This window comes from Oceanobacillus chungangensis, assembly GCF_003369565.1.
Lineage (GTDB): Bacteria > Bacillota > Bacilli > Bacillales > Amphibacillaceae > Oceanobacillus > Oceanobacillus chungangensis.
Genome location: NZ_PIOD01000006.1, coordinates 295,808 through 318,572 on the forward strand (window position 1 = coordinate 295,808; position 22,765 = coordinate 318,572).

Below are 22,765 nucleotides of genomic sequence, written 5' to 3' on the forward strand. Positions count from 1 at the left end.
AAGGGGAGATTAATTGTATGTTTAAGGCTAATCGAAAATATGTAGCACTAATAACAGGCTTGTTATTAATATTATTTATTGCGGCTTGTGGATCGAATGAGGAATCAGATTCTGGAAGTAATGAAGATGCAGTAGTAGATAATCAAGAAATTAATTTAGCCTATGTTGAATGGGATACAGAGGTTGCTTCTACACATGTAGTAGGCAAAGTTCTAGAAGATTTAGGATATGACGTTGATGTAACACCATTAGATAATGCTGTTATGTGGGAAGCTGTAGCAAGTGGTGAGGCAGACGGAATGGTTGCAGCTTGGATGCCAGGTACACATGCTGCTCAATTTGAACAATATGGAGATCGTGTAGTAGATCTTGGTGAGAATTTAGAGGGCGCTAAAATTGGTTTAGTAGTTCCATCATATATGGATGTTAATTCAATTGCTGATTTAACCGATGAAGCAAATATGACAATTACTGGAATTGAACCAGGTGCTGGAGTAGTTGCAGGAGCAGAACGAGCAGTTGAAGAGTATGATAACTTAGAAGGATGGGAAGTGCAAACATCTTCCAGTGGTGCAATGACAACTGCTTTAGGAGAGGCTTATAATAATGAAGAAGAAATTATTGTAACTGGATGGAATCCACATTGGAAATTCCAAAAATACGATTTGAAATATTTAGAAGATCCTAATGGTACCTTTGGTGAAGAAGAAGTAATTAAAACAATGGTGCGTGAAGGGTTAGAAGAGGATATGCCTGAAGCATATCAAGTGCTTGATAACTTCTACTGGGAAACAAAAGAAATGGAAGAAGTTATGACAGCAATTCAAGATGGTGCAACTCCTGAAGATGCAGCGGCTACTTGGGTTGAAGAAAACCCAGAACGTGTTGCAGAATGGACTGAAGGAGTAAAATAACTAAAGTAAAAACAGGGCTTTCTCAAGATGAGAAAGCCCTGTTTTTTGTAGAAATTAGAGTAATAAAACTTTCTTAACGAATAAGCGTAAGGCTGCCATCTAAAAGTTGGCGACAGCCTAGTTATCTAATAGAATAAGAAAGTAAAGGGAATTTCCTATTTAATTCGACGACGTCCAGCTCCAGCGATAGTAATGGGCAAGACTTCTTCAAGCTATAATCTAAGTCACGGCTAGTGCTCCAAGAAGTTTCCTTTATTTCGGAGGGAGGGAATGTTAGATAAATATGCCCCTTCGTGTAGCATTGTCGTACAATCCCACGTCCTTTAAGCCGCAGTGCGCAAGTCATCACTGGATGCTTTAGTCATGGAATAGGAAAAAATAAATCCTTTAAGATAAGTTTCAGCCTTTGCTTACTGTTTCTTTACCTTCTCCTCAAGATCCCTAATACTTGTTTCAATTTGCTCTAAATATTTATGGATGTTATCTTGGTGGGGTTCAACGGTATCTTTCCATTCTTCCACTGAGTTTCTAATATCTTGCGTGAGCTCTTTAATAAGGACTGCTCCTTCTTTTGAGCTTTCTCTAAATTGCATTTTTAATCGCAATCCATTTTCTTTTAAGTTGGTTAATAATTGTTTTAGTTCCAATCCTTGCATTTTAACTTGATCACGAACAGTTCTCCCTGATGAAGGCGTACTTAATAATGTGACTGCAGCACTAACTGTTCCCCCAACTACAAGTCCTAACACGAATGATTTTGCTTTTGTCATAATGTATTCGCTCCTTTCTATACTCTTATTATACCCTTTCTCTTTTCAGCTTACGAGTAAACATCTTTCAATTTGTAAAATTTTTCACAAGTAATGTAAAGCAGACGTAAAAATAATCCTCTGACAACGTATTGCCAGAGGATTAACAGTAATATTGCTATCTAATGTTATGAAACGGTAACTAAATTGGTCCGTTTGATAATCCCTTGGATAATTGGATAAATCACAATCATGATTACAGTGTTCAATGCCGCGGCAGGTAGGATAGCAGTGATAAATAATGCAATAAATCCACCCTCACCCAAACTTGCAATTAACGATAAAACAAAAACAAATATCGATCCACTAAGGAGTGTACCTATAAACGTTAATACAGGAGCACTAATAGTCGTACTTACTTTTTTCTGTGCTAGTAAAAATAATGCAAGTACAACAAAAGCTGTGATTGGTTTATCGATAATATTGGCGAGTTGCCCACCTGGTGCACTTGTTGTAAGTGCAGAAATGATTCCTGATACTAGTGATAATAGTAAAACATAGTTTGCCTTAGGGAATAGGAAAATTCCGATAAACATCATCGACAGCAATAAGTCTGGTTTTACTCCAGCAATTGATAATCCTGGGATTGCAGCATGCAAGATTGTGCCGATACCCACCAATAATGATAAAATAATAAGAACTCTAATCTTCATTTCTACCTCTCCTCATCTCAAGCTTCACTCAGCTTTTAATTCCCAACTGTACACTCATTGTCAGCTGCGGAATATTAGAACCATTATAACAGATTTCACTGAGAATCTAAAGCAGTAATTTTCTGATATTAAGAAAGTCGTCAAGAGAGGATTTTTCTGGGCGTGATGATGTTGAGTTTATGAAATTCAGTTACATTTATTATGCACATAAAAAACAAAACGTGCCTGGAAAAAATTCCAGACACGATTTTCGATATTGAATTGGATCTAGATTTTATAAATCCACTGGAATAAATTAATGCTTTATGTTTTCATTAATTTTCTTCGCAATTTGCTGTAAATCTTCTGATGTGTATTCATCCGTATGTGTCGTCCAATTTGGTGTGTAGCCATCGCCTTCCCCGTAACGTGGGATTAAATGAACATGTAAATGGAAAACAGATTGCTCTGCAGCCTTCTCATTGTTATTCAGTAAGTTCATACCAAGAGGCTTATATGTATCTTTAATTGCGTTGGCAATCACTGGAATACGTGCAAAGAGTTCCTTCGCTACTTCTGGTGTTGTTTCGTAAATATTCTTTGTATGTATTTTCGGAACAACAAGTGTATGTCCTTTTGTAATTTGAGTTAAATCAAGAAACGCTAGTACTTCTTCATCCTCATAGACCTTTGCAGATGGTAACTCTCCATTAATAATTTTACAAAAAACACAATCCTTGTGACTCAATACTCTCCACTCCTCGTTTATTTGTTCGTCAAAAGAAGAAATTATAGAATTTTTCTTACCTATAAGGCTATCGCATAGATTTTGCATTAGCGAAGTTTTCTATTAGTTCAATTGTATAGAGGAATGGGTGGGAATGTAAAGCCTTTCGAATGAAGCCATAATAAAATTAAAAAAGTAATAAACAGGTCTAGCTCGCATACTGCGAACTAGCCTGCTTTAAGAAGACGAGGGTAACCTGCAAGCTAATGTGGGGACTGTAAACAATTCGTTATCGCAACGAGTTTACAAAAACCTTTTTGTCAGCATCTCATTTGAGATGAGACGAGTCCTGGCAAAAGGGTTTTATTTGTCATTAGTATGCCATCACTAACACCTCATTTTGTGTTTTATCCACTAAATTCAGAGTAGATTTCCGAAGTCTAACACCTCATTTTGTGTGAATTTACACGAAATTACATTAGATATTCGATCACTAACACCTCATTTGTGTTTGACACAGAATTTTTTGTAGTGAGACACCCCACGTCTTCAATAATATTTTGTGTAGAAGTTAAAGTTTTATACACATTAATTTAATAAATTTATTTCTGTAAATATAATACAAAACATGTTGTCGAAAGTTTCGTAACGTATACTTTGGCTTTCAGACGCCAGTAATGGTAAAATTAAACGATAATGAAGGGGGTAACCTGATGGAATCATTATTACATATAGATAATCTTTATGGTGGATACACACATAAAAATGTATTACATGGAATTTCATTCGATGTGTATCCAAAAGAAATTGTTGGTCTTATCGGTTTAAATGGAGCAGGTAAAAGTACAACAATTAAACATATAATTGGTCTAATGCAAGCGAAAAAAGGAACAGTCTCTGTAAATGGAAAAACATTCAAACAAAATCCAACTACATATCGAAATCAAATGGCGTATATTCCAGAAATGCCAATCTTATATGATGAATTGACCCTTGGGGAGCATTTGCGGTTAACAGCAATGGCGTACGGAATCTCTGAAGAATTATTTGAAAAGAGATTGCCACCGCTCTTGAAAGAATTTCGGATGGAGAAAAAGCTGAATTGGTTTCCGGTCCATTTTTCAAAGGGAATGCGGCAGAAGGTAATGATTATGTGTGCATTCTTACTTGAACCGCCATTATATATTGTCGATGAACCATTCGTTGGCTTAGATCCGTTAGGGATTCAGTCGTATTTGAATTTAATGGAGGAAATGAAAGAAAAAGGCTCCGGCGTATTAATGTCAACCCATATATTGGCGACCGCAGAACGTTATTGCGATCGGTTTGTTATTCTGCATGATGGAGAAGTTCGAGCAATGGGAACAATCGATGAATTACGTACAAGCTTTAATATGCATAATGCAACATTAGATGATTTATATGTGCAGCTAACGAAGGAAGATAGCCATGTTTAATTCACATGAATTTTATAAAAAAAGATTGTCTGCACATATGAAGGAGCTGGGCCGCTATACACGTTATATCTTAAATGGTCATATGGTTGTTGTTATGTTTTTTCTAATTTCAGCCACCGCATTTTATTACCAGCAATGGCTCACAGTTCTTCCAGAAAACTTTCCAACTGCACTTGTAATTGGAGTTTCATTGGGGTTATTAGTCAGCTACAGTCCTGTAAGAACATTACTTCAAGAACCAGATCTAGTATTCATCATCGTGGCGGAGGATAAAATGAATGCCTACTTCCGTAATTCGATTATTTATAGCTTTGTTGTTCAGCTTTATTTAATCTTACTTTTAGTTGCGGCATTCAGTCCGTTATATTTCGCAGCTTTTCCAGAACGAACAGGAACGGGGTACTTGCTGACACTTGCGATTGTACTCTTATTTAAAATCGGAAATTTGATTGCCAATTGGTGGATGCTGAAGGTCAGAGAAGCTAAGGTTAGACAGATTGATCTATTAGCACGTACTTTATTAAATATTGCTATTTTTTATTTCATTATTCAAGGTAATCTACTTCTTGCTGGAATTATTACTGCCCTATTCGCGTTTTTATTCTTATATGATTACAACATTTCTAAGAAGCAAGCAGGTATAGCGTGGGACTTGCTTGTGGAAAAAGATCAGAATCGGATGCAATCCTTCTATCGTTTTGCCAATATGTTTGCTGATGTTCCACATCTAAAAAATCGAACAAAGAAGCGGCACTGGCTCGTTTCAGTCGTATCCAGCCGTATTCTATTTGCTAGAAAACATACGTATGACTATCTATTTCGGATTACGTTTATTCGGAGTGGCGATTATTTAGGTATGTATCTTCGTTTAATCGTTATCGGCGGATTATTCATATTTCTAATACCAAATGTATGGATGAAGGCACTATTTGGCTTGTTGTTTATCTATTTAAGTAGCTTTCAGATGATGCCATTATATCAACATTTTCGAACGAATATATGGTTAGATCTCTATCCTGTGGATCAAACGATAAAAAAGGATGCTGTATTGAAAATCATCCTTCAGCTAAGTATTGTTCAAGTTTTTATTTATGCACTACTATTTATTGCTATCCAGGAATACTTGGGATTTCTAGTATTTATTGTTGCTGGGGCCTTGTTTAGTATATTATTTATTAATGGTTACATTAAATCAAAGTTAGTGTGAAACGGCATAATAGAAAAAAAGGGCAGCCAATTCGGCTGCCCTTTAAAAAAGATGGGTAGAGAAAATTACCAATTCAATTTACGTGAAAGGAGAAGCCAGCTTCAATGCCCGTGCTCCTAGCATGTACAACCACAAACTTGCTTTAAGCTTTTGTTTTAAGAAAATCTTGGATCAGCGAGTAAACGCTCAACTTCTTCCTTGTGATGGGTTTCATCTGTAATTAAATCTTCTAGTTTAACCTTAAGCTCCGTTAATCCTAAGTTATCTGCTTGTTGCATTCGTTCCTCATATCGTTTGATTGTGTTTGTTTCAGATTCAAGCACTGCTTCTAATAATTCTTTTACCTCTGTTGGTTGTGGAACCTTAGCTGATTCAGTTGTTGGTGTTCCGCCAAGTGATTTTACTTTTTCGGATAAATATAGCGCGTGTCCGAGTTCGTCTGTAATTTCATCTTCAAAAAATGGTTTTAATGCTGAACGATACAGACCAGTTACGACAGATGCGCTATATGTATATTGAATCGCTGCACCATATTCATGAGCTAAATCGACATTAAGTCCTTCAATCAATTTTTCTAAATCTTTTTCCAAATTAATCCCGCCTTTGAATGTTATTTAGTATACTTATACAATACCCTTTTGCTTCGAAGTCAAAACTATATTTTGAATAAGTTTAATAATCCAAATTCAATCTCGGTCTTAAGGCGGAGGAAGAAGCAATCTATGGATGGTTCTCGATTAATTGTATAAAAGATACACTAAAAATACATACCATACTTCTTGAATTTTCTTCTGAAAGGATGAGCAAATTGAAACACGCGTTTCGTTATTTTATAGCAATTGTATTAATCATATTTGGATTGATGCTCGTTTTAGCGAATATCGGTATGATTAATTTTGAAATAGGAATTGCTTGGCAGTATATGTATCCAACTTTCTTTGTCTTTATCGGAATTAAATGTCTCGGTGACTACTTCTTGAAAAGAGGTGGCAGCTGGTCTGCAGGCTCGTTCTTATTGATCTTTGGAACCTTATTATTACTGGATCGATTTGAAGTCATTAGCTTTGACTTCTGGGATGTGTTTAAATTATGGCCATTATTAATAGTTTATATTGGATTTATGATGTTCGAAAGAGGTTCCAATATCGTTTTTGAGTATGAATCAGATACTAAAAATAAAAAGAAGAAAGCCTATCATGGTTCTACCTTTTCAATAGGAAATCATGAATTCAATGAACAAAATTGGAAAGTGGAACCAATGAATTTAAAAAATCTTGCTGGGGAATTTTACTTTGATTTTTCAAAAGCATTTATCCCAGAAAAGAAAATTCCTTTCGCGATTCATTCATTGGCAGGGGATGTAAATATTATTATTCCTGAAAATGTAGCATTTCGAGTGGATGCATCGGTGAGTGCGGGCGAAATTGTCGTGATCAAACAATCGGTTGATGGAATCAATCGCTCGTTAAAATATGAAACCGAGAATTATGAGGATGCTGTTCAGAAATTAGATTTTAATATCCGGCTTAGGGCAGGATCCATCCGAATTTATCAAGTGTAGGGGGATAAACAATGGAGAAAGGCAGATTTTCAAGTATTCGCTATATTTTTATCCGTTCGCATTTGTATGGATTATTTCTAACAACTGTAACCTTGCTCTCGCTGCTGTTAACCATTCATGTTTTGTTTAGTCCTAGCTGGCTAACGATTAATAGTATCTTTCTATTCATGGGACTTTATATTGTACTAGCAACAATTATTTCACTATATACTGGATTTAAGTCAAGTAGCACAATGAAACAGAGACTGGATGCCATGTCAGTATTAATCTCCCAATATGCGAATGGAAACTACGAAACGACAATCCATTTTATGGAAAACGATGAATTGAGCAGGATTGCCAATGAATTGAACGAGTTAGGGGCAAAGCTTCAGAACCAAGTGAAATCATTACAACGAATGGCAGATGAAAAATCCGATTTTGCAAAAACCGCACATAAAGCAGCTGTTATTGAAGAAAGACAGAGAATTGCACGGGATTTACATGATGCTGTAAGTCAGCAGCTTTTTGCGTTAACGATGATGGCAGAAGCGGCAACTAAACAGTTTGATAATAAACCAGAACTAGCAAAACAGCAAATTGAAGACGTATCTGTTGCTGCATTGCAAGCACAAACCGAGATGCGTGCACTATTACTACATTTACGACCGGTTCATTTATCTGGTGATTCGTTGAAGCAAGGGATCGAAAAGCTGATTGTAGAGATAGAACGGAAAAACTCGATTGATTTTAAACTGGTAATTGAAGATGAATTAAGCTTAAACGATACGATTGAAGAGCATGTGTTTCGAATTATTCAAGAATCAATTTCTAATATTTTACGCCATGCGAATGCGTCAAAGGTTGATTTAACGATTACAAAGCGTGCGAGGGAGTTGTTCTTGCATATTCGAGATAATGGAAAGGGGTTTGATGTTACGAAGAATGCAACAAGGAATACGTCATATGGGTTAAAGACAATGCGAGAACGAAGTGAAGAGCTGGGTGGTACATTCATCGTTCGATCGAATTATGATGAAGGGACTTATATTGATATTAGAATTCCATGTTAAGGGGGAGTTGACCATGATTCGTGTTATTGTTGTTGATGATCATGAAATTGTTCGCAAAGGAATTATCGCATACTTACAAACAGAGGATGAATTTGACATTGTCGGCGAAGCGTCGAGTGGCAATGAAGGTGCAGAGTTAATCTTAGAATTGAAGCCTGATGTAGTATTAATGGATTTAATGATGGAGAATGGGAATGGAATTGAAGCGACAAAACACGTGATGGAGCAGCTCCCATCATGTAAAATTATTATTTTGACGAGCTATTATGATGACGAACAAGTTTTTCCGGCGATTCAAGCAGGGGCATTTAGCTATTTATTAAAAACATCCTCAGCAACGGAAATTGCCACGGCAATTAAGAAAGCGGCGAGTGGGCAAAATGTAATTGAACCGAAAGTAGCCGGAAAAATGATGAATAGTTTTCGCTCCGAAAATAAGAAGGCACATGATACGTTGACAGAACGTGAATTGGAAGTTTTGCTCTGCATTGGCAATGGAATGACGAATCAAGAAATAAGTGAGAAATTATATATTGGTATTAAAACGGTGAAAACCCATGTTAGTAATATACTATCAAAGCTTGAAGTACATGACCGGACACAGGCAGCAGTTTACGTACATCGAAATCAGCTTTTATAAATTTTATGGAATTTATAAAGTATAAATACTTTCTTACTTAATAAGTGAAACAAACGAGGGCTTGGTGACAACCAAGTTTTCTAAAAAATAATTCAGTGTCGTTCGCCAAATTGTCATATTTAATCACAGCTTCTAAGTAAACTTATTTGTGTTTCTACTATTGCGTTTGTATAATTACAAATGTAAATAAAGAAGAGAGGAAAAACTAGTAAATGGGAAAATTGAGTAAGAAAGCGGAGAACCTATTAATGCTGATCTGGGCTCAGGCCTTTATTGCAATGTCAGGAAGCTTGTTTTATTCGGAAGTAATGGGATATATTCCATGTGAGCTTTGCTGGTACCAGCGAATCCTGATGTATCCACTCGTTGTGATTTATGGTATAGCTGCATTTAAAAAGGAAATTAATATTGCGTTACCAGGTCTTATTTTAAGTGGAATAGGGATGTGTGTTTCTACATACCATTACTTAATTCAAAAAGTACCAGCATTTCAAGAAATAGGCGGCTCTTGTGTCGGTGGGGTCCCATGTAATGTTGTCTATGTGAACTACTTTGGTTTTGTCACGATTCCATTCCTAGCTGGAGTAGCATTTATTGTTATTTTTGTTTTGCATCTTCTTTTAATTAGTGAACAAAGAAAGAACAGAGAGGGGAAATAAATAATGGGTAAGAAAATGATTATCTTCATTGGTGCGATCATTGTATTATTTATTGCGTTATTCTTCGTAATTGACTATAAGAATAATCAAAAATTAGAAGGAAGCAACAATCCTTATGGCACAACAGATTTAAAACAGGAAACGATTGACCAGCTTGACGATCCAAACTACGGAAACCAAATTCTTCCTGATGAATTAAATGAAAAGATTGAAAGTGGCGAACCAGTAACAGTTTATTTCTATAGCCCAACTTGCGTGTATTGCCAACAAACAACACCGTATTTAGTACCTTTAGCAGAAGAAAATAATATTGATATGAAGAAATTTAATTTATGGGAGTTTGGCGATAAATCTCCAGTCGTTATCGAATCAACACCAACAATGGTTTATTTTGAAGGTGGACAAGAAGTCGCTCGGATTGTCGGACAGCAGCCGGAGAGTGAGTTCCAGGCATTCTTTGATGAATTTGTATTGAAATAAGAGTGCGGGCTCTGAGTTGGTATGTGAATGTGCCTGTCACTTCCCGAAGTTTCTAGAATGGAAGTGTGCGGGAGAGCGGATATCGGCGAGTTTTCGTGAGGTATCGGCGTATTTCCGAATATATCGGTATTTTCTAGTATGCTTGCTAAAATTGAGCTCTTTTAAAATGAACAAACCGTATGAAATTTGGATAACGATCCATTAATTTAATACGGTTTTTTATTATGTGTTCAGTATTCGTTATTTAAACAAAAGATTCTAGCTCAAAATATTCCACTAACGACACTTTTCTGCCTTCCTGATCCCATTTACGATATTGATCAAAAACGGACATCAGATCATTTTTTGCACGAACCTCCACTAAATGTTTTACGGCAAGATAACTGCGCCAATAATCAAACATAATGCTTGATAAGCTGCCTTCGTAAGAGCTGCTGCCAAACGCTTCTATCGAATGATTGCCGTACTTGTCATTGAAAGTATTAACCAGTTCCATTTCTACAGCTGTTATCTCGTCAAATTCCTTTTCGCTAAGCAATAATTTTCTCGGTAAGTAAAAACACATTCCTTCTTCAAACCAGATACCATCTTCTCGATCATCTTCAAATCCATCTAAGAATAGATCTGAATGGTGTGTTAATTCATGTGCTAAAATGATAAATAGTTCTTTTTCAGAATAGTTCTCATAAAAATATTGCACTTTAGGCAATTGTTTTCCTTCCAATTGCTGTAGGAATAGTTTTCTCCAATATGCTATGTCTGGTGACATGTAAATCAAATTTTTATTTGTGTAGGCTGGTATTGGTATATCAGAAAAAGCATTAGTTGCTAGCTCTGGGGTTGTCCATATCACACCTTTTGGTAAATCATTCAATGCATATTGTTCTTCCAATATTTTTTGATAATTCTTCAGCTTATTACTAAACCTTTGGATGATACCTTGATATCGGTCGAAGTCTTCTTTTTGCTCGAATGCATATATTTGTTTCATTCAAAACTATCTCCTTTGTTCATAGGGGGATGAATACAAATCTTTTCTGATCCTAAATTGTTCTGATAAGTTGGTATTATTATTTAATATTAACACAAGATTTCTGCTATTGATTTCTATTCAACATTTTATCTATAAAGAGACGGACAATCGTAAATAATATCTATAATTTACTAACAGAAAATTATAGACAATTATAATGGATAGCGATAATATTGTGTTGAAATAATGTTAGGTTCATTTTCTATTAATTGATGCAATAAGGGAAGGAAATAAAGAGATGATTATTAATAGAATGATAAGCACTCAATTTAATTCAGTTGTATCAAATGTGAGAAAGATCTCAGAAATAGTTGACTGTTCAGGTGCATCTGTTGTTATTATCCATAACGATAATATCGTTACAGAAAAATATTGGGGTAAACAATCTAAGGATCCTGATGCAAGGGAAATTCAAGAAGATACTCAATTTAACGTTGCATCTGTTAGAAAAAGTTATATTGGATTTGCAGTTGCCTACGCAATCTATGAAGGATTCATTGACTCAATAGATGATTCAATACTAAAATACCTTCCATTAAAGAATCCCATATTAAATGGGACCACAATAAGAAATTTACTAACACATACGCATGGGTTAAGGAGTATTAATGGGGAGATATGCCGAGAATTTATGCCTGGGGAAAATTGGGCATATCGAGGTATCGGAGTTGATATGCTGACTGCAATCGTAAAAAATACAACAGGCAAATCAGTGGCAGATATTGTAGCTAATAATGTATTAATACCTCTTAATTTATCGGAGACTGGCTGGTATGGAAAAATGAATGAAAAAATGGCCGATGTTATTAGAAAAGCCAATGACCCTAATTGGTCTACAAGCATGAATACTGACGGTGACAAGATGAATATGTATGTATCATCAAGAGAATTGGCTAAATGGGGATACCTTCATTTAAAAAAGGGATATATAAATGGAAAGCAAATTATACCAAATGAAATCATAAATATTGCTACAGCCGTTCAAAGCCCAAGTTCTTTAGATGCAGAACTTCCACAAAACGGGTGCTTATGGTTCGTAAAAGATTTGCTTGCAAGAAAATCAGAAATTGGTGAACTTCTACCCAAAGGATCCTATCAAATTTTAGGATATACAGGTGTCACGCTTCTAGTTATACCAGAGCATAATCTTGTCGCAATGCGAGCTTTTAATAGTTTTGGTTCTCCAGATGGATTTGATTATTTAGCTGATGTTCGAGAGTTTGGGGATACAATAATGACTTGCTTATTGAACTAGCTGATACATAACTGAAATAAGGGCACTGTTTTTCTTTATTCAAGTATCGGGAAGTTTTCAATAAGTGGTTAACTAAAATGAAAGGACTACATAAATGAATTGTAATCATAGAACTTGATCACTTTTTTCTTATAGAAAATTCGGTAAAATGTTTGGATAATTATGTTAGTATTGAAGTAAACACAAAGGAGAACTAGATACGTTATTACTCTGGAAAGAAGAAGGATTCTGTACAATTGTAGATGAATGGTTAAGCCGATAAAAAGCATTATCTACAAATTACTTTGGTCTATCTAAATATTGATGATGTTATTCAATTTAGGGAGGTTAGAAATTTGAAGAAAAACAGGCAAGCCTTTATCTGGGCTGTAATTGCTTTAGCACTAATTTTAATTTGGATTTTCACAAGATAAAATTGACTAGAGGAGTAGTGGAAGTATGCTTACCTTGGTTAAAAATGAGATTGATAAGATTAGCCTAGAAAAAGAAATTATGAATTCCAATACCGAATATAATTTGATTGCATATGGAAAAGAAATATTGGAGAATGAAGATATTCTGGAAATATTCAAGGAATCGGAGTTATTACAGGTAGAAAGGTATTTCGTTAAAAAAGATAATGAATTTATCGGAATTATCGATTTTGGAATGTCCAGCCCTCGACATAATCAACCTTGGATAAGCTTACTTGCCGTACATAAAAAATATCAAAATTTAGGATATGCAACGGAAATATTTAAGTTTTATGAAAGACTAATGCGAAACAAACAAGTAAAATTCATTCAAATAGCCGTTCATTCTACAAACAGGAGGGCGCTTCATTTTTGGACTTCACTTGGCTTTACTAAATTTGATGAAAGAACTTATGAAGGTCAGGTATTTTTTAGTTTGGAAAAGGAGGTAGGCTGAGTCCTCTCAGTTTTTCAAGTTGACTAGCTGATTCAGACTGCAGAGGAGGTAATGTGGATTAATAAATTGAAGACATTTCTTGCTGGAATTGCAGGCGTACTTTTAACAATAACCATTGTGAGTATTATTCGAGATGGAGAAATAGACTGGGATACGATCGGTGTTTTAGTCACTTTTACTATTCTGATTTTACTATTTAGTTTAGGGTTGGGCTTATATAAAAAATAGGAAAATCCTTAGTGCATAAATGGATATTTTTAAGATTCTCTAAATCATGCATTAACTTAAGTAGAGGAAGGTTAATAAGTGGACTATCTGTTAGAAGAAAATTTACGCTAAAGACGGCCTTAATAAATGAAATACAATACAAGTGATGGGTTTGAATTGTATTTTGAAAGCAGGGGAACACGGATTCCTTATCTGTATCAACACGGTGGTCCAGAATATTGGAGCTTCTAATATAGTTTTAAGAAAATAATAATTAAATTCGGTTAGTATAATACGAACATTTTAGTAAGGAGATTAACATGGAAGAATTAGATACTATATATATTATCAAAATGATTATCATTGGATTAGTTCAAGGATTTACAGAACCTATTCCAGTATCATCAAGTGGACATGTAATGATTGCCAGTCAAATTTTGGGCCTTGGTGGACAAGGATTTACTTTTGCTATTCTTACAAATACTGCCTCACTTTTGGCGATACTTTATATTTACAGAAAAGATATTGTAAGGTTAATAAGCAATTCGATCTATTATTTAAAAACAAAAAATAATCGCTATGAAAGTGACTTTCGGTTTGTTTGCTTTATAGTCATCGGTTCCATTCCAGCTGGTGCTCTTGGGATATTGTTAAGTGATTTTATTGCAGATTATGTCAGTATGGCAACTATTGCAGTCATGCTCTTTGTAACAGGGATTGCCCTTTGGCTAATTCGTAATATGAAGGGAACAAAGGGTGAAAGTGACATTACGATTAGGGATGCATTCATTGTCGGTTTAGGTCAGGCTGTAGCCTTAACTCCTGGAATTAGTCGGTCAGGAGCAACGATAATTTCAGCAATAGCTGTTGGAATGAAGCAAGAAACAGCACTTCGATTTTCGTTTATGCTGTATATTCCAGTAAGTCTTGGAGGTGTAGCGCTCGGTTTTTCCGACTTTTTGAATGAATCTAATAAATCAGACTTAGCAATTCCATATTTAGCAGCATTTATTGCGACATTTTTAATGACCTATTTTGCAATGAAATGGTTTATGGGAATTATGAAAAATGGAAAACTAGTTTATTTTACATATTATTGTTTTATCGTTGGGATACTGCTTCTAATTTTCTTTTAGTATAAAATTAATAATAGTAAAAATTATTCCTGCTATAAAGAACCATGAGGGGGAGAAAATATGCTAGATAAAATTAAATCATTATCTGAAAGGACGGCATTTGCAATTGGATTAACATTAATATTAGTAAGTCCAATATTGTTATTCCTACTTTCAGAATCGTTCTCATTTGGTGTTTGGACAACGATGATAGTGCAAGGCTTTGTTTTTGGTATTGCTATATTATTCATACTAAGTGCTGCTGACAAAAGACATTTTACGTAGTGATAAGAAAGAGTAAAGCTTTTATTCTTTATTAACGTTGGCATTTGTATAAGGGGAATTAGATCAACTTATTGAAAAAAATTAATAATCATTCAGTAGAAAGAATTGAAAGATTATCGAATTACGACATTTAGAGTATTTTTTAATGGTCAGTAAAGGGCTGCATTTTACGAGAGCAGCGGAGAAATTGGGGATTTCGCAACCTACGTTGAGCCACCAGATTAAATATGGATGGAACACTGTTTCAAACAGATAAAATCTTAGAATTATCACTAGCGGATACATTAAAATATTTACGGTCATTACTTAAATGGATACAGCAACACTGGTTGACAAATTTCCTGAAATTATGGGCGTTTCCTTACCAAAAGTATGGGAAACACTGTTTCTCGAGCATTCTCTCGCAGTAAGAGAACATAATAGTATTATAGAATATTAATTTGAGGTGATACTGTGTTTGTAAAAGGTCTTAATCATTTTTTATTTTCAGTTTCTAATCTAGAGGCGTCTATTGCTTTTTATCAAAATGTCTTTGAAGCAAAGTTATTAGTGAAAGGTAGAAGTACTGCATATTTTGATTTAGATGGCATGTGGATTGCTCTAAATGAAGAAAAGGACATTCCACGTAATGAAATCAACCAATCATACACACATATCGCTTTTTCTATTGAAGAAGAAGACTTCGATTGCCTCTATGAAAGATTAATGAATTTGAATGTAAATATTCTACAAAGTCGTCCGAGAGATGCCAGAGATAAAAAGTCTATTTATTTCACTGATCCAGATGGGCATAAATTTGAATTTCATACAGGCACCTTACAAGACAGATTGAATTACTATAAACAGGACAAAACACATATGGAGTTTTATGACTAAAATTTTTATTTTTAACTTTTCCTGCATTAAATTTCCATCAATCCAACAACAAAACAATACTCGTATTTTGATCCAGCCTGATTCAAAATACAAGTATTATTTATTATCATATATCGAAGCTACTACCGATGTATATTAAGAAAAATCGGCTCCACCTCATTCTTCCTCCAAATACATCTGATACGTTGTTACAAAAGGTCGTTCAGGGAAATATGCAGCTGGTTTAGCTGATTGCTTCTTGTGCGCTTTCTTAAATTGGTCTGAATTCTTCCAGTTATTGAAGTCCATAGAAGAATGCCACTGTGTGAGGACGACATACGTATTTCCATTTACGGGTCGAAGCAATCGAAAAGCTTCAAACCCTGGCATCGCATCTACTGCATTTTTACTGTTTTTAAAACGATATTCGAATGCGGGCTGTTCCTCCTCCTGCACAGGAATGTTATTCATTACGATAAATCCTTCTTTCTTCATTTCACCTGTTTCGCTAATCACTTCATATTCACGCCCAGCATTGAATACATTTTTGCTGGAATTTTCATAATATGCTGCCCCGTTCTCACTATTTGTCATAAAGTAGAACTGAATATCTCGATGTTTCTCTTCTAGTTTTAGTAAAAAGTCAATTGTACCATTTGTCATAAAAGCCTTCATACCTGAAACCCCTTTCTTTACAAAGTAGGAAAGTATAAAAAATTTCCTTTTCCAATTCACGTGACAGGAGGTGCCACGTCCAGCTCCAACGCCCGTGCTCCTAGCGGAATCTCCCTCACCTCATGACAATCTAAAGAAGACTTGCCGATTGGTGAAAGCTAACATCGATTCGCTAACGCTCCCAAAGCGTTTCCTTTATCTCCTGCGAAGGAATGTTCGAGACGTCAAACCACCCCAAACTACAGGGACCGGCCTGTACACAGCACAAACGGGCACTTCCGCATTTGTTTCTGTCTTTATCATAACGTAACTGCAGATGGATTGCATACTAATCTGTTTCCATATTACAGGTAATGAATGAGCCATTCTCCTAGTTTGCGCCTGTCGAAAAATGCCGTATAATGAAGTATGTACAGAGGTGAACAAATGGGAAATAAAAAGCAAAAAGACGAAAAACGGCGCTTTAAACTGTCAAAGCGCTGGAAAATTTCGATAGTATCAATCGTGATTCTATTCGTAATCGCCTTGATAGGGCTTGGCGTTATTTTATACGGTGGTAGACTTATCGTCAATCAAGAAGCATTAATCTTGGATACTACGACAACACTTGAAACTACTGACGGTGAGGTCATTGGTAAACTTTATAATGAAAACCGGACATTGGTCCCAATTGATCAGATACCAGATCATGTGAAAGATGCATTTATTGCGATTGAGGATCAGCGTTTTTATGAGCATGCTGGCGTGGATATTAAATCAGTCTTCCGAGCAATATATAAAGATATACTTGCAATGAGTAAGGTCGAGGGTGCTAGTACGATAACCCAGCAATTAGCAAAAAACTTATTCCTATACAATGATAAAACATGGACACGAAAAACCAAAGAGGTAATGGCTGCGATTTATCTTGAGCAAAAGTTATCGAAGGACGAAATACTGGAATTATATTTAAATGAAATTTACTTCGGTAATGGACTATATGGAATTGAAACAGCTTCGAACTACTTTTTCTCGAAATCGGTTCATGATTTATCGATTGCAGAAGGGGCATTGCTTGCTGGACTTGCAAAAGCACCAAATGGCTATTCACCCATTAATCATCCCGATAAAGCATTAAATCGGAGAAATACTGTGCTGTATTCAATGGAAGCTGCTGGGATGATTTCAACAGAAACAAGATTAACCGAAGAAGGGAAAACGATTGGTTTAGCAATCCTAGAATTAGAAGCTAATCCATGGGCAGATAGCTACATTGATCTAGTGATGAAGGAAGCGAGCGAGAAATACCAGCTTTCAATCGATGCGTTAAAACGTGGCGGATATCGCATTATTATCAATATGGATGACGACAAACAGCGAATCGCTTATGAGAAGTTCCAAGAAGAATCCTATTTCCCAGGCAATACGACAGGTGTTGAGGGAGCGTTTACTATGATGGAGCAGGGTACAGGTAAAATTATTGCTGCTCTTGGTGGCAGGAATTATCAACTAGGCGATTTAAACCGAGTGACGGTGAAAAGACAGCCTGGTTCGACGATTAAACCGATCGCTGTTTACGGACCGGCGATGATGCAACCTGACAAGTATCAGCCTTATACAATTTTACCTGATTATGCAACCGATTATAGTGGATATGTCGTATCGAATGCAGATAATGTTTATGCTAATTCAGTAACGATTTATGATGCATTGAAGTATTCAAATAACGCTGCAACTGTTTGGCTTTTAGATGAAATTGGGATTAATTACTCTAAAAAGTATTTACAAAAGATGGGAATTAATTTAAAGGATGAAGGATTAGCTATCGCTTTAGGTGGACTTTCTGAGGGGGTTGCTCCGTTGCAATTGATGGAGAGCTATCGAACATTTGCAAATGAAGGAAAAATGATAGATTCGCATACCATCGATCGGATTTACAATAGAGATGGAGAAATGTTATCTCAAGCAGAACCATCGGAAACAGAAGTATTTAGTCCGCAAGTTGCTTGGAATATGACGGAAATTTTATTGGAAGCGGTGGAAACTGGTACTGCGACTGCTGGTGAATTCTCGAAGGATTTAGCAGGGAAAACGGGTTCGACACAGCATCCATTTGTCGAAGGACAAACAAAGGATGCATGGTTTGTTGGGTATACACCACAATATGTAACAGCATTATGGATGGGGTATGACAAATCAGATAAGAAACATTATTTGACTGGTGGAAGTAACTATCCAACAAGCTTAACGAAAGCGATATTAACAGAAATGGATAAAATGGAGCCATTAGTGGAAAGCTTCACAAAGCCTGATTCAGTAAAGGATTTACCGAAACCAATCATACTTCCAGAAATAATAGATTTACAAGCAAGCTATGAATTTGGTGGCTTTTCTATTGTTAAAGGAAAACTATCATGGCAAGGGTCAGTAGATGAACGTGTCATATACCGTATTTATCGGGAAGAAGATGGAATTGATACACGAGTTGGTGAAGTAGGGGGTGAGACTGAATTTATTATTAATAATGCCTTATTCAAATCAAATCGATATTATATTGTTCCTTACGATCCACTCACGAAGCTAGAAGGCACAAGATCGGAGACTATCGAATTATCATGGTAATTGTCAATTAATATGCATAGTTCGTAGTTTAGAATAATTCCTAAATAAGACAAATTCATGACAATAATGACACAATGCTACACTTTTATGATAGAAATGGCTATAGTTTATTATGGAAGCTCAAATAATGGGGGTTATCCTCCTATTTGAATTATGATATATACTATTTACAGTACCTACAAAGGATGAATTTATATGTCGAGAAAAATCAATACTACAATCCTAAACGCATACAAAGGGGAAGAAACCGATTATATTCCAGCTTGGTATATGCGCCAAGCAGGTAGATCACAGCCCGAATACCGAGAAATTAAGAAAAAATATTCTTTGTTTGAAATTACTCATCAGCCAGAGTTATGTGCGTTTGTAACTCGCTTGCCTGTTGAAAACTACGGGGTAGATGCTGCGATACTTTACAAAGATATTATGACACCACTTCAACCTATTGGAGTGGATGTAGAGATTAAATCGGGTATTGGTCCGGTGATCCATAATCCAATTACTTCGTTTCAGGACGTTGAAAAATTAGGAGAAATAAATCCAAGTACAGATGTTCCATACGTCCTTGATACGATCCGTTTACTAACGGAAGAACAATTAGACGTACCTTTAATTGGTTTTAGTGGTGCACCATTCACACTTGCAAGCTATATGATTGAAGGTGGTCCTTCTAAAAATTATACGAAAACGAAAGCATTAATGTACCGTGAGCCGGCTACATGGTTTGCGTTAATGGACAAGCTTGCAGATATGATTATTACGTATGTAGAGGCACAAATAGAAGCAGGGGTTAAGGCAGTCCAAATTTTTGATTCGTGGGTTGGTTCCTTAAATGCTTCCGATTATCGGATTTTCATTAAACCAGTGATGACGAGAATCTTCTCTGAATTACGTCAACATCAAGTTCCATTAATTATCTTCGGTGTCGGCGCAAGGCACCTGTTGCTTGAATGGAATGACTTGCCTGTCGATGTTATCGGTCTTGATTGGCGCACTTCAATTAAGGAAGCAAGAGAAATGGGCGTTACGAAAGTTGTTCAAGGTAACTTAGATCCTGCAATTTTACTTTCTAAATGGGAAACAATTGAAGAACGATTAAAAGTTATTTTAGATGATGGATTAGAGCAAGGGAAGTATGTATTTAATCTTGGTCACGGAGTAACACCTGAAATAGAACCAGCAACATTGAAGAAACTAACAGACTATATTCATACTTATACTAAAGCGTAAATTTTTAAAGTAGAGGTGTAAAACATGGAAAAAAAGAAATTGGGATTATTAGTAATGGCATACGGCACACCAACGAAAGAGGAAGAGATTGAACCTTATTACACGCATATCCGCCATGGCAGAAAACCTGAAGCAGATGCATTACAAGATTTAAAAGACCGCTATAAAGCAATTGGTGGTGTTTCACCATTAGCGAAGATTACAGAACAACAAGCAAGTGCCTTAGAAGCACAACTAAATGAAGTGCAAGATGATTACGAATATAAAGCATACATTGGTTTAAAACATATCGCGCCATTTATTGAGGATGCTGTTGCTGAAATGGCAAATGATGGCGTGACAGAAGCTGTATCTATTGTACTAGCACCACATTATTCTACTTTTAGTGTAAAGTCTTATAATGACCGTGCGGCAAATGAAGCTGCAAAACACGGAATTACAATTGAAGCAGTTGAGAGCTGGTATACAGAACCTGGATTTATTAAATTCTGGGCTGATGGGGTTAAAGAGATTTTTGGAAATATGTCAGAGGCAGAACGGGATAAGGCAGTATTAATCGTTTCTGCACATAGTCTCCCTGAGAAGATTTTACAAAATGGTGATCCGTATCCAAATCAATTGAAAGAAACTGCCGAGCTTCTTGTTGAAGCTTCTGGTGTTAAACATTATGCACTTGGTTGGCAAAGTGAAGGGAACACACCAGATCCGTGGCTTGGACCAGATGTACAGGATTTAACGCGGGAATTGTATGATAGGGAAGGATTCCGTTCGTTTGTATATGCTCCAGTAGGTTTCGTTGCAGATCATTTAGAGGTTCTATTTGATAATGATTACGAATGTAAAGTTGTTTGCGATGAAATAGGTGCGAAATACTATCGTCCAGAAATGCCAAACGTTGCGCCACTATTTATTGAGACATTAGCAAATGTTGTCTTGAAAAAAGTGAAGAGCGAAGTATGAATAATAAAAAAAGTATCGTAATTATAGGCGGTGGGATAACTGGATTATCCGCCGCCTATTATTTACAAAAAGAAATAGAGCGGCAAGGACTTGCAATCGAGTTGAAATTGATTGAGGCAAGTGGACGACTTGGCGGAAAAATAAAAACGTTAAAACAAGCTGGCTATACAATTGAACAAGGGCCTGATTCACTTTTATCAAGAAAACCAGCAGCAGTAGAATTAGTCAAGGAGCTAGGGCTTCAAGATGAAATTATCTGGAATTCTACAGGGAAATCATATTTGATAGTGGATAACGAGTTCCATCGATTGCCACAAGGGACCTTTATGGGAATACCGAAAAGTGAGGAATCACTCCTATCTTCCACATTAATTTCGGAAGAGGGGAAGAAGCGTGCACTAGAAGATCTTACAATTCCAAAATGTAAAACAGACAAGGACCAGTCATTAGGTTTATTCCTGCGCCATCGCTTCGGCAACGAGCTAGTTGACAAACAATTATCACCACTTCTAGCAGGTATCCATTCTGCTGATATTGATAAAATGAGTCTTCTTGCAACATATCCAAATCTTCTTCGATTGGAGCAAACGTACGGAAGTATTATTAAGGGCTTACAAGAAACAATCCCGGCACCTAAAGAGGATAAAGGTAAAAAGACAGAGGGAATATTTTTCTCATTTCGTGATGGCTTAGAAGCTTTAGTGCATAAACTTGCTGCTGAATTAGCAGATGGTACAGTAATTCTAAATAACGCTATACAAATGATTAAAAAAAATTATCAAGGATATCAGTTATTATTAAGCGGCGGAGAATTGTATCAAGCGGATGCAGTTATTGTAGCAACACCGCATTATACGGTATCTGAGATGTTTAAGGGGTATGACTTCTTCCAAACATTAGATGAGATCCCGACTACATCTACTGCAAATGTTGTTATGATTTTTGATAAATCAGCAATCAGCAATGATATTGATGGAACTGGATTCCAAGTACCGGAAGTTGAAAACTATACTATAACAGCTTGTACGTGGACTGATAAAAAATGGCCAACAACAGCACCAGATGGTAAGGTTATGCTGCGCTGTTATGTTGGTCGCGCAAGTGATCAATCTTTCGTTAATCTAACGGATGAAGAACTGACTGCCATTGTTTTGGAAGATTTAAAAGGAATTATGGGTATTGAATCAGAACCAGAACTTACGGTAATTACCCGTTGGAATAAGGGGCGTGCACAATATAATGTTGGTCACTTAGACCGAATTGCGAGCGTAAGAGATCGACTAAAGGAAAGCTTACCAGGTGTATATTTATCTGGTAGTTCCTATGATGGAATGGGGATACCGGACTGCATTGATCAAGGTCAACAGGCAGCAACGGAGGTATTAGAGTTTTTGCTTGGTAAGAAAGTATAAATATTTTCTTAACGGATAAATGCAACTAAGAGTCACCTAAGGCTTGGTTAAACCTTAGTTTTCTAAGCAGGTAAGATAGCTTAGGATTTC

Annotated in this window: 24 protein-coding genes and 2 pseudogenes; 20 read left to right on the top strand and 6 right to left on the bottom strand. The window is 36.0% G+C overall.

The annotated features are described in order from the left end of the window. Positions 1 to 17: 17 nt before the first annotated feature. Positions 18 to 914, top strand: coding sequence for a glycine betaine ABC transporter substrate-binding protein (locus CWR45_RS07510; RefSeq protein ID WP_115749241.1), 897 nt, complete (start codon positions 18 to 20; stop codon positions 912 to 914). A 410-nt stretch (positions 915 to 1,324) separates the two neighbouring features. On the opposite strand, the gene CWR45_RS07515 is transcribed toward CWR45_RS07510, so the two are convergent. The 3 genes from CWR45_RS07515 to CWR45_RS07525 all read right to left on the bottom strand — a co-directional run bounded on the left by CWR45_RS07515 (position 1,325) and on the right by CWR45_RS07525 (position 3,103). Continuing rightward, complete coding sequence (locus CWR45_RS07515) at positions 1,325 to 1,684, bottom strand: YtxH domain-containing protein (protein WP_115749242.1); 360 nt, start codon at positions 1,682 to 1,684, stop codon at positions 1,325 to 1,327. A 167-nt stretch (positions 1,685 to 1,851) separates the two neighbouring features. Further along, positions 1,852 to 2,376, bottom strand: a complete 525-nt coding sequence (locus CWR45_RS07520) for a tryptophan transporter (protein WP_115749243.1) — start codon at positions 2,374 to 2,376, stop codon at positions 1,852 to 1,854. Between the two features lie 295 nt (positions 2,377 to 2,671). Next, a complete protein-coding gene (locus tag CWR45_RS07525) occupies positions 2,672 to 3,103 on the bottom strand; it encodes an HIT family protein (RefSeq protein ID WP_115749244.1) in 432 nt (143 codons plus the stop codon). 692 nt (positions 3,104 to 3,795) lie between these two features. Here CWR45_RS07525 and CWR45_RS07530 point away from each other — a divergent pair. Continuing rightward, entirely contained in the window at positions 3,796 to 4,539 is a 744-nt protein-coding gene (locus CWR45_RS07530; RefSeq protein ID WP_115749245.1) for an ABC transporter ATP-binding protein, read from the top strand. Continuing rightward, positions 4,532 to 5,746, top strand: coding sequence for an ABC transporter permease (locus CWR45_RS07535; RefSeq protein ID WP_115749246.1), 1,215 nt, complete (start codon positions 4,532 to 4,534; stop codon positions 5,744 to 5,746). The genes CWR45_RS07530 and CWR45_RS07535 overlap by 8 nt, the downstream gene beginning before the upstream one ends. Before the next feature lie 155 nt (positions 5,747 to 5,901). Here CWR45_RS07535 and CWR45_RS07540 read toward each other — a convergent pair whose 3' ends face one another. Continuing rightward, positions 5,902 to 6,336, bottom strand: a complete 435-nt coding sequence (locus CWR45_RS07540; protein ID WP_115749247.1) for a ferritin-like domain-containing protein — start codon at positions 6,334 to 6,336, stop codon at positions 5,902 to 5,904. A 209-nt stretch (positions 6,337 to 6,545) separates the two neighbouring features. On the opposite strand from CWR45_RS07540, the gene liaF reads away from it, so the two are divergent. From liaF to CWR45_RS07565, 5 genes are all read left to right on the top strand, one after another. Next, the gene (liaF, locus tag CWR45_RS07545; protein ID WP_245975374.1) at positions 6,546 to 7,307 is read left to right on the top strand and encodes a cell wall-active antibiotics response protein LiaF; all 762 of its coding nucleotides are present in this window, start codon (positions 6,546 to 6,548) and stop codon (positions 7,305 to 7,307) included. 11 nt (positions 7,308 to 7,318) lie between these two features. Next, positions 7,319 to 8,359 (top strand): sensor histidine kinase, encoded by a 1,041-nt coding sequence (locus tag CWR45_RS07550; protein WP_115749249.1) that lies wholly within the window; start codon positions 7,319 to 7,321, stop codon positions 8,357 to 8,359. A 13-nt stretch (positions 8,360 to 8,372) separates the two neighbouring features. Next, complete coding sequence (locus tag CWR45_RS07555; protein ID WP_115749250.1) at positions 8,373 to 8,999, top strand: response regulator; 627 nt, start codon at positions 8,373 to 8,375, stop codon at positions 8,997 to 8,999. A 212-nt stretch (positions 9,000 to 9,211) separates the two neighbouring features. After that, complete coding sequence (locus CWR45_RS07560) at positions 9,212 to 9,658, top strand: disulfide oxidoreductase (RefSeq protein WP_115749251.1); 447 nt, start codon at positions 9,212 to 9,214, stop codon at positions 9,656 to 9,658. A gap of 3 nt (positions 9,659 to 9,661) precedes the next feature. Next, a complete protein-coding gene (locus tag CWR45_RS07565; RefSeq protein ID WP_115749252.1) occupies positions 9,662 to 10,138 on the top strand; it encodes a thioredoxin family protein in 477 nt (158 codons plus the stop codon). A 244-nt stretch (positions 10,139 to 10,382) separates the two neighbouring features. On the opposite strand, the gene CWR45_RS07570 is transcribed toward CWR45_RS07565, so the two are convergent. After that, a complete protein-coding gene (locus CWR45_RS07570) occupies positions 10,383 to 11,129 on the bottom strand; it encodes a hypothetical protein (protein ID WP_115749253.1) in 747 nt (248 codons plus the stop codon). A gap of 280 nt (positions 11,130 to 11,409) precedes the next feature. Here CWR45_RS07570 and CWR45_RS07575 point away from each other — a divergent pair, with 280 nt between their 5' ends. The 8 genes and pseudogenes from CWR45_RS07575 to fosM all read left to right on the top strand — a co-directional run bounded on the left by CWR45_RS07575 (position 11,410) and on the right by fosM (position 15,818). Then, complete coding sequence (locus CWR45_RS07575) at positions 11,410 to 12,426, top strand: serine hydrolase domain-containing protein (protein WP_115749254.1); 1,017 nt, start codon at positions 11,410 to 11,412, stop codon at positions 12,424 to 12,426. A 438-nt stretch (positions 12,427 to 12,864) separates the two neighbouring features. Continuing rightward, positions 12,865 to 13,335: a GNAT family N-acetyltransferase gene (locus CWR45_RS07580; RefSeq protein WP_115749255.1), complete on the top strand. Its 471-nt coding sequence runs from the start codon at positions 12,865 to 12,867 to the stop codon at positions 13,333 to 13,335. 51 nt (positions 13,336 to 13,386) lie between these two features. Further along, positions 13,387 to 13,563, top strand: coding sequence for a hypothetical protein (locus CWR45_RS19770; RefSeq protein ID WP_170138816.1), 177 nt, complete (start codon positions 13,387 to 13,389; stop codon positions 13,561 to 13,563). 299 nt (positions 13,564 to 13,862) lie between these two features. After that, positions 13,863 to 14,678: an undecaprenyl-diphosphate phosphatase gene (locus CWR45_RS07585; RefSeq protein WP_115749256.1), complete on the top strand. Its 816-nt coding sequence runs from the start codon at positions 13,863 to 13,865 to the stop codon at positions 14,676 to 14,678. 60 nt (positions 14,679 to 14,738) lie between these two features. Further along, positions 14,739 to 14,942, top strand: coding sequence for a hypothetical protein (locus CWR45_RS07590; RefSeq protein WP_115749257.1), 204 nt, complete (start codon positions 14,739 to 14,741; stop codon positions 14,940 to 14,942). Between the two features lie 145 nt (positions 14,943 to 15,087). After that, positions 15,088 to 15,168: pseudogene (locus CWR45_RS07595) on the top strand (LysR family transcriptional regulator); the annotation flags it as partial. A gap of 1 nt (position 15,169) precedes the next feature. Then, a pseudogene (locus CWR45_RS20120) lies at positions 15,170 to 15,357 on the top strand (hypothetical protein); the annotation flags it as partial. A 38-nt stretch (positions 15,358 to 15,395) separates the two neighbouring features. After that, on the top strand, positions 15,396 to 15,818 hold the full coding sequence (gene fosM, locus CWR45_RS07605) for a FosM family fosfomycin resistance protein (RefSeq protein ID WP_115749258.1): 423 nt from the start codon (positions 15,396 to 15,398) through the stop codon (positions 15,816 to 15,818). Positions 15,819 to 15,974: 156 nt separating this feature from the next. On the opposite strand, the gene CWR45_RS07610 is transcribed toward fosM, so the two are convergent. Then, a complete protein-coding gene (locus CWR45_RS07610; RefSeq protein WP_115749259.1) occupies positions 15,975 to 16,472 on the bottom strand; it encodes an antibiotic biosynthesis monooxygenase family protein in 498 nt (165 codons plus the stop codon). A 426-nt stretch (positions 16,473 to 16,898) separates the two neighbouring features. On the opposite strand from CWR45_RS07610, the gene CWR45_RS07615 reads away from it, so the two are divergent. The 4 genes from CWR45_RS07615 to hemY all read left to right on the top strand — a co-directional run bounded on the left by CWR45_RS07615 (position 16,899) and on the right by hemY (position 22,675). Further along, positions 16,899 to 19,073, top strand: coding sequence for a transglycosylase domain-containing protein (locus CWR45_RS07615; RefSeq protein ID WP_115749260.1), 2,175 nt, complete (start codon positions 16,899 to 16,901; stop codon positions 19,071 to 19,073). 195 nt (positions 19,074 to 19,268) lie between these two features. Further along, complete coding sequence (gene hemE / locus CWR45_RS07620) at positions 19,269 to 20,303, top strand: uroporphyrinogen decarboxylase (protein ID WP_115749261.1); 1,035 nt, start codon at positions 19,269 to 19,271, stop codon at positions 20,301 to 20,303. Between the two features lie 24 nt (positions 20,304 to 20,327). Further along, the gene (gene hemH / locus CWR45_RS07625; RefSeq protein WP_115749262.1) at positions 20,328 to 21,263 is read left to right on the top strand and encodes a ferrochelatase; all 936 of its coding nucleotides are present in this window, start codon (positions 20,328 to 20,330) and stop codon (positions 21,261 to 21,263) included. Further along, positions 21,260 to 22,675, top strand: coding sequence for a protoporphyrinogen oxidase (gene hemY, locus CWR45_RS07630; RefSeq protein ID WP_115749263.1), 1,416 nt, complete (start codon positions 21,260 to 21,262; stop codon positions 22,673 to 22,675). Before hemH ends, hemY begins: the two co-directional genes overlap by 4 nt. Positions 22,676 to 22,765: the final 90 nt, after the last annotated feature.

What these genes read in the sequence shown, in the direction of transcription:
- hemE (WP_115749261.1), top strand. Translation starts at nt 19,269, where the DNA reads ATGTCGAGAAAAATCAATACTACAATCCTAAACGCATACAAAGGGGAA.
- CWR45_RS07590 (WP_115749257.1), top strand. Translation starts at nt 14,739, where the DNA reads ATGCTAGATAAAATTAAATCATTATCTGAAAGGACGGCATTTGCAATT.
- CWR45_RS07575 (WP_115749254.1), top strand. Translation starts at nt 11,410, where the DNA reads ATGATTATTAATAGAATGATAAGCACTCAATTTAATTCAGTTGTATCA.
- CWR45_RS07570 (WP_115749253.1), bottom strand. Translation starts at nt 11,129, where the DNA reads ATGAAACAAATATATGCATTCGAGCAAAAAGAAGACTTCGACCGATAT.
- CWR45_RS07555 (WP_115749250.1), top strand. Translation starts at nt 8,373, where the DNA reads ATGATTCGTGTTATTGTTGTTGATGATCATGAAATTGTTCGCAAAGGA.
- CWR45_RS07550 (WP_115749249.1), top strand. Translation starts at nt 7,319, where the DNA reads ATGGAGAAAGGCAGATTTTCAAGTATTCGCTATATTTTTATCCGTTCG.
- CWR45_RS07615 (WP_115749260.1), top strand. Translation starts at nt 16,899, where the DNA reads ATGGGAAATAAAAAGCAAAAAGACGAAAAACGGCGCTTTAAACTGTCA.
- CWR45_RS07520 (WP_115749243.1), bottom strand. Translation starts at nt 2,376, where the DNA reads ATGAAGATTAGAGTTCTTATTATTTTATCATTATTGGTGGGTATCGGC.
- CWR45_RS07580 (WP_115749255.1), top strand. Translation starts at nt 12,865, where the DNA reads ATGCTTACCTTGGTTAAAAATGAGATTGATAAGATTAGCCTAGAAAAA.
- CWR45_RS07530 (WP_115749245.1), top strand. Translation starts at nt 3,796, where the DNA reads ATGGAATCATTATTACATATAGATAATCTTTATGGTGGATACACACAT.
- CWR45_RS07515 (WP_115749242.1), bottom strand. Translation starts at nt 1,684, where the DNA reads ATGACAAAAGCAAAATCATTCGTGTTAGGACTTGTAGTTGGGGGAACA.
- CWR45_RS07560 (WP_115749251.1), top strand. Translation starts at nt 9,212, where the DNA reads ATGGGAAAATTGAGTAAGAAAGCGGAGAACCTATTAATGCTGATCTGG.
- CWR45_RS07610 (WP_115749259.1), bottom strand. Translation starts at nt 16,472, where the DNA reads ATGAAGGCTTTTATGACAAATGGTACAATTGACTTTTTACTAAAACTA.
- hemH (WP_115749262.1), top strand. Translation starts at nt 20,328, where the DNA reads ATGGAAAAAAAGAAATTGGGATTATTAGTAATGGCATACGGCACACCA.
- CWR45_RS19770 (WP_170138816.1), top strand. Translation starts at nt 13,387, where the DNA reads ATGTGGATTAATAAATTGAAGACATTTCTTGCTGGAATTGCAGGCGTA.
- hemY (WP_115749263.1), top strand. Translation starts at nt 21,260, where the DNA reads ATGAATAATAAAAAAAGTATCGTAATTATAGGCGGTGGGATAACTGGA.
- CWR45_RS07510 (WP_115749241.1), top strand. Translation starts at nt 18, where the DNA reads ATGTTTAAGGCTAATCGAAAATATGTAGCACTAATAACAGGCTTGTTA.
- CWR45_RS07535 (WP_115749246.1), top strand. Translation starts at nt 4,532, where the DNA reads ATGTTTAATTCACATGAATTTTATAAAAAAAGATTGTCTGCACATATG.
- CWR45_RS07585 (WP_115749256.1), top strand. Translation starts at nt 13,863, where the DNA reads ATGGAAGAATTAGATACTATATATATTATCAAAATGATTATCATTGGA.
- liaF (WP_245975374.1), top strand. Translation starts at nt 6,546, where the DNA reads ATGAGCAAATTGAAACACGCGTTTCGTTATTTTATAGCAATTGTATTA.
- CWR45_RS07565 (WP_115749252.1), top strand. Translation starts at nt 9,662, where the DNA reads ATGGGTAAGAAAATGATTATCTTCATTGGTGCGATCATTGTATTATTT.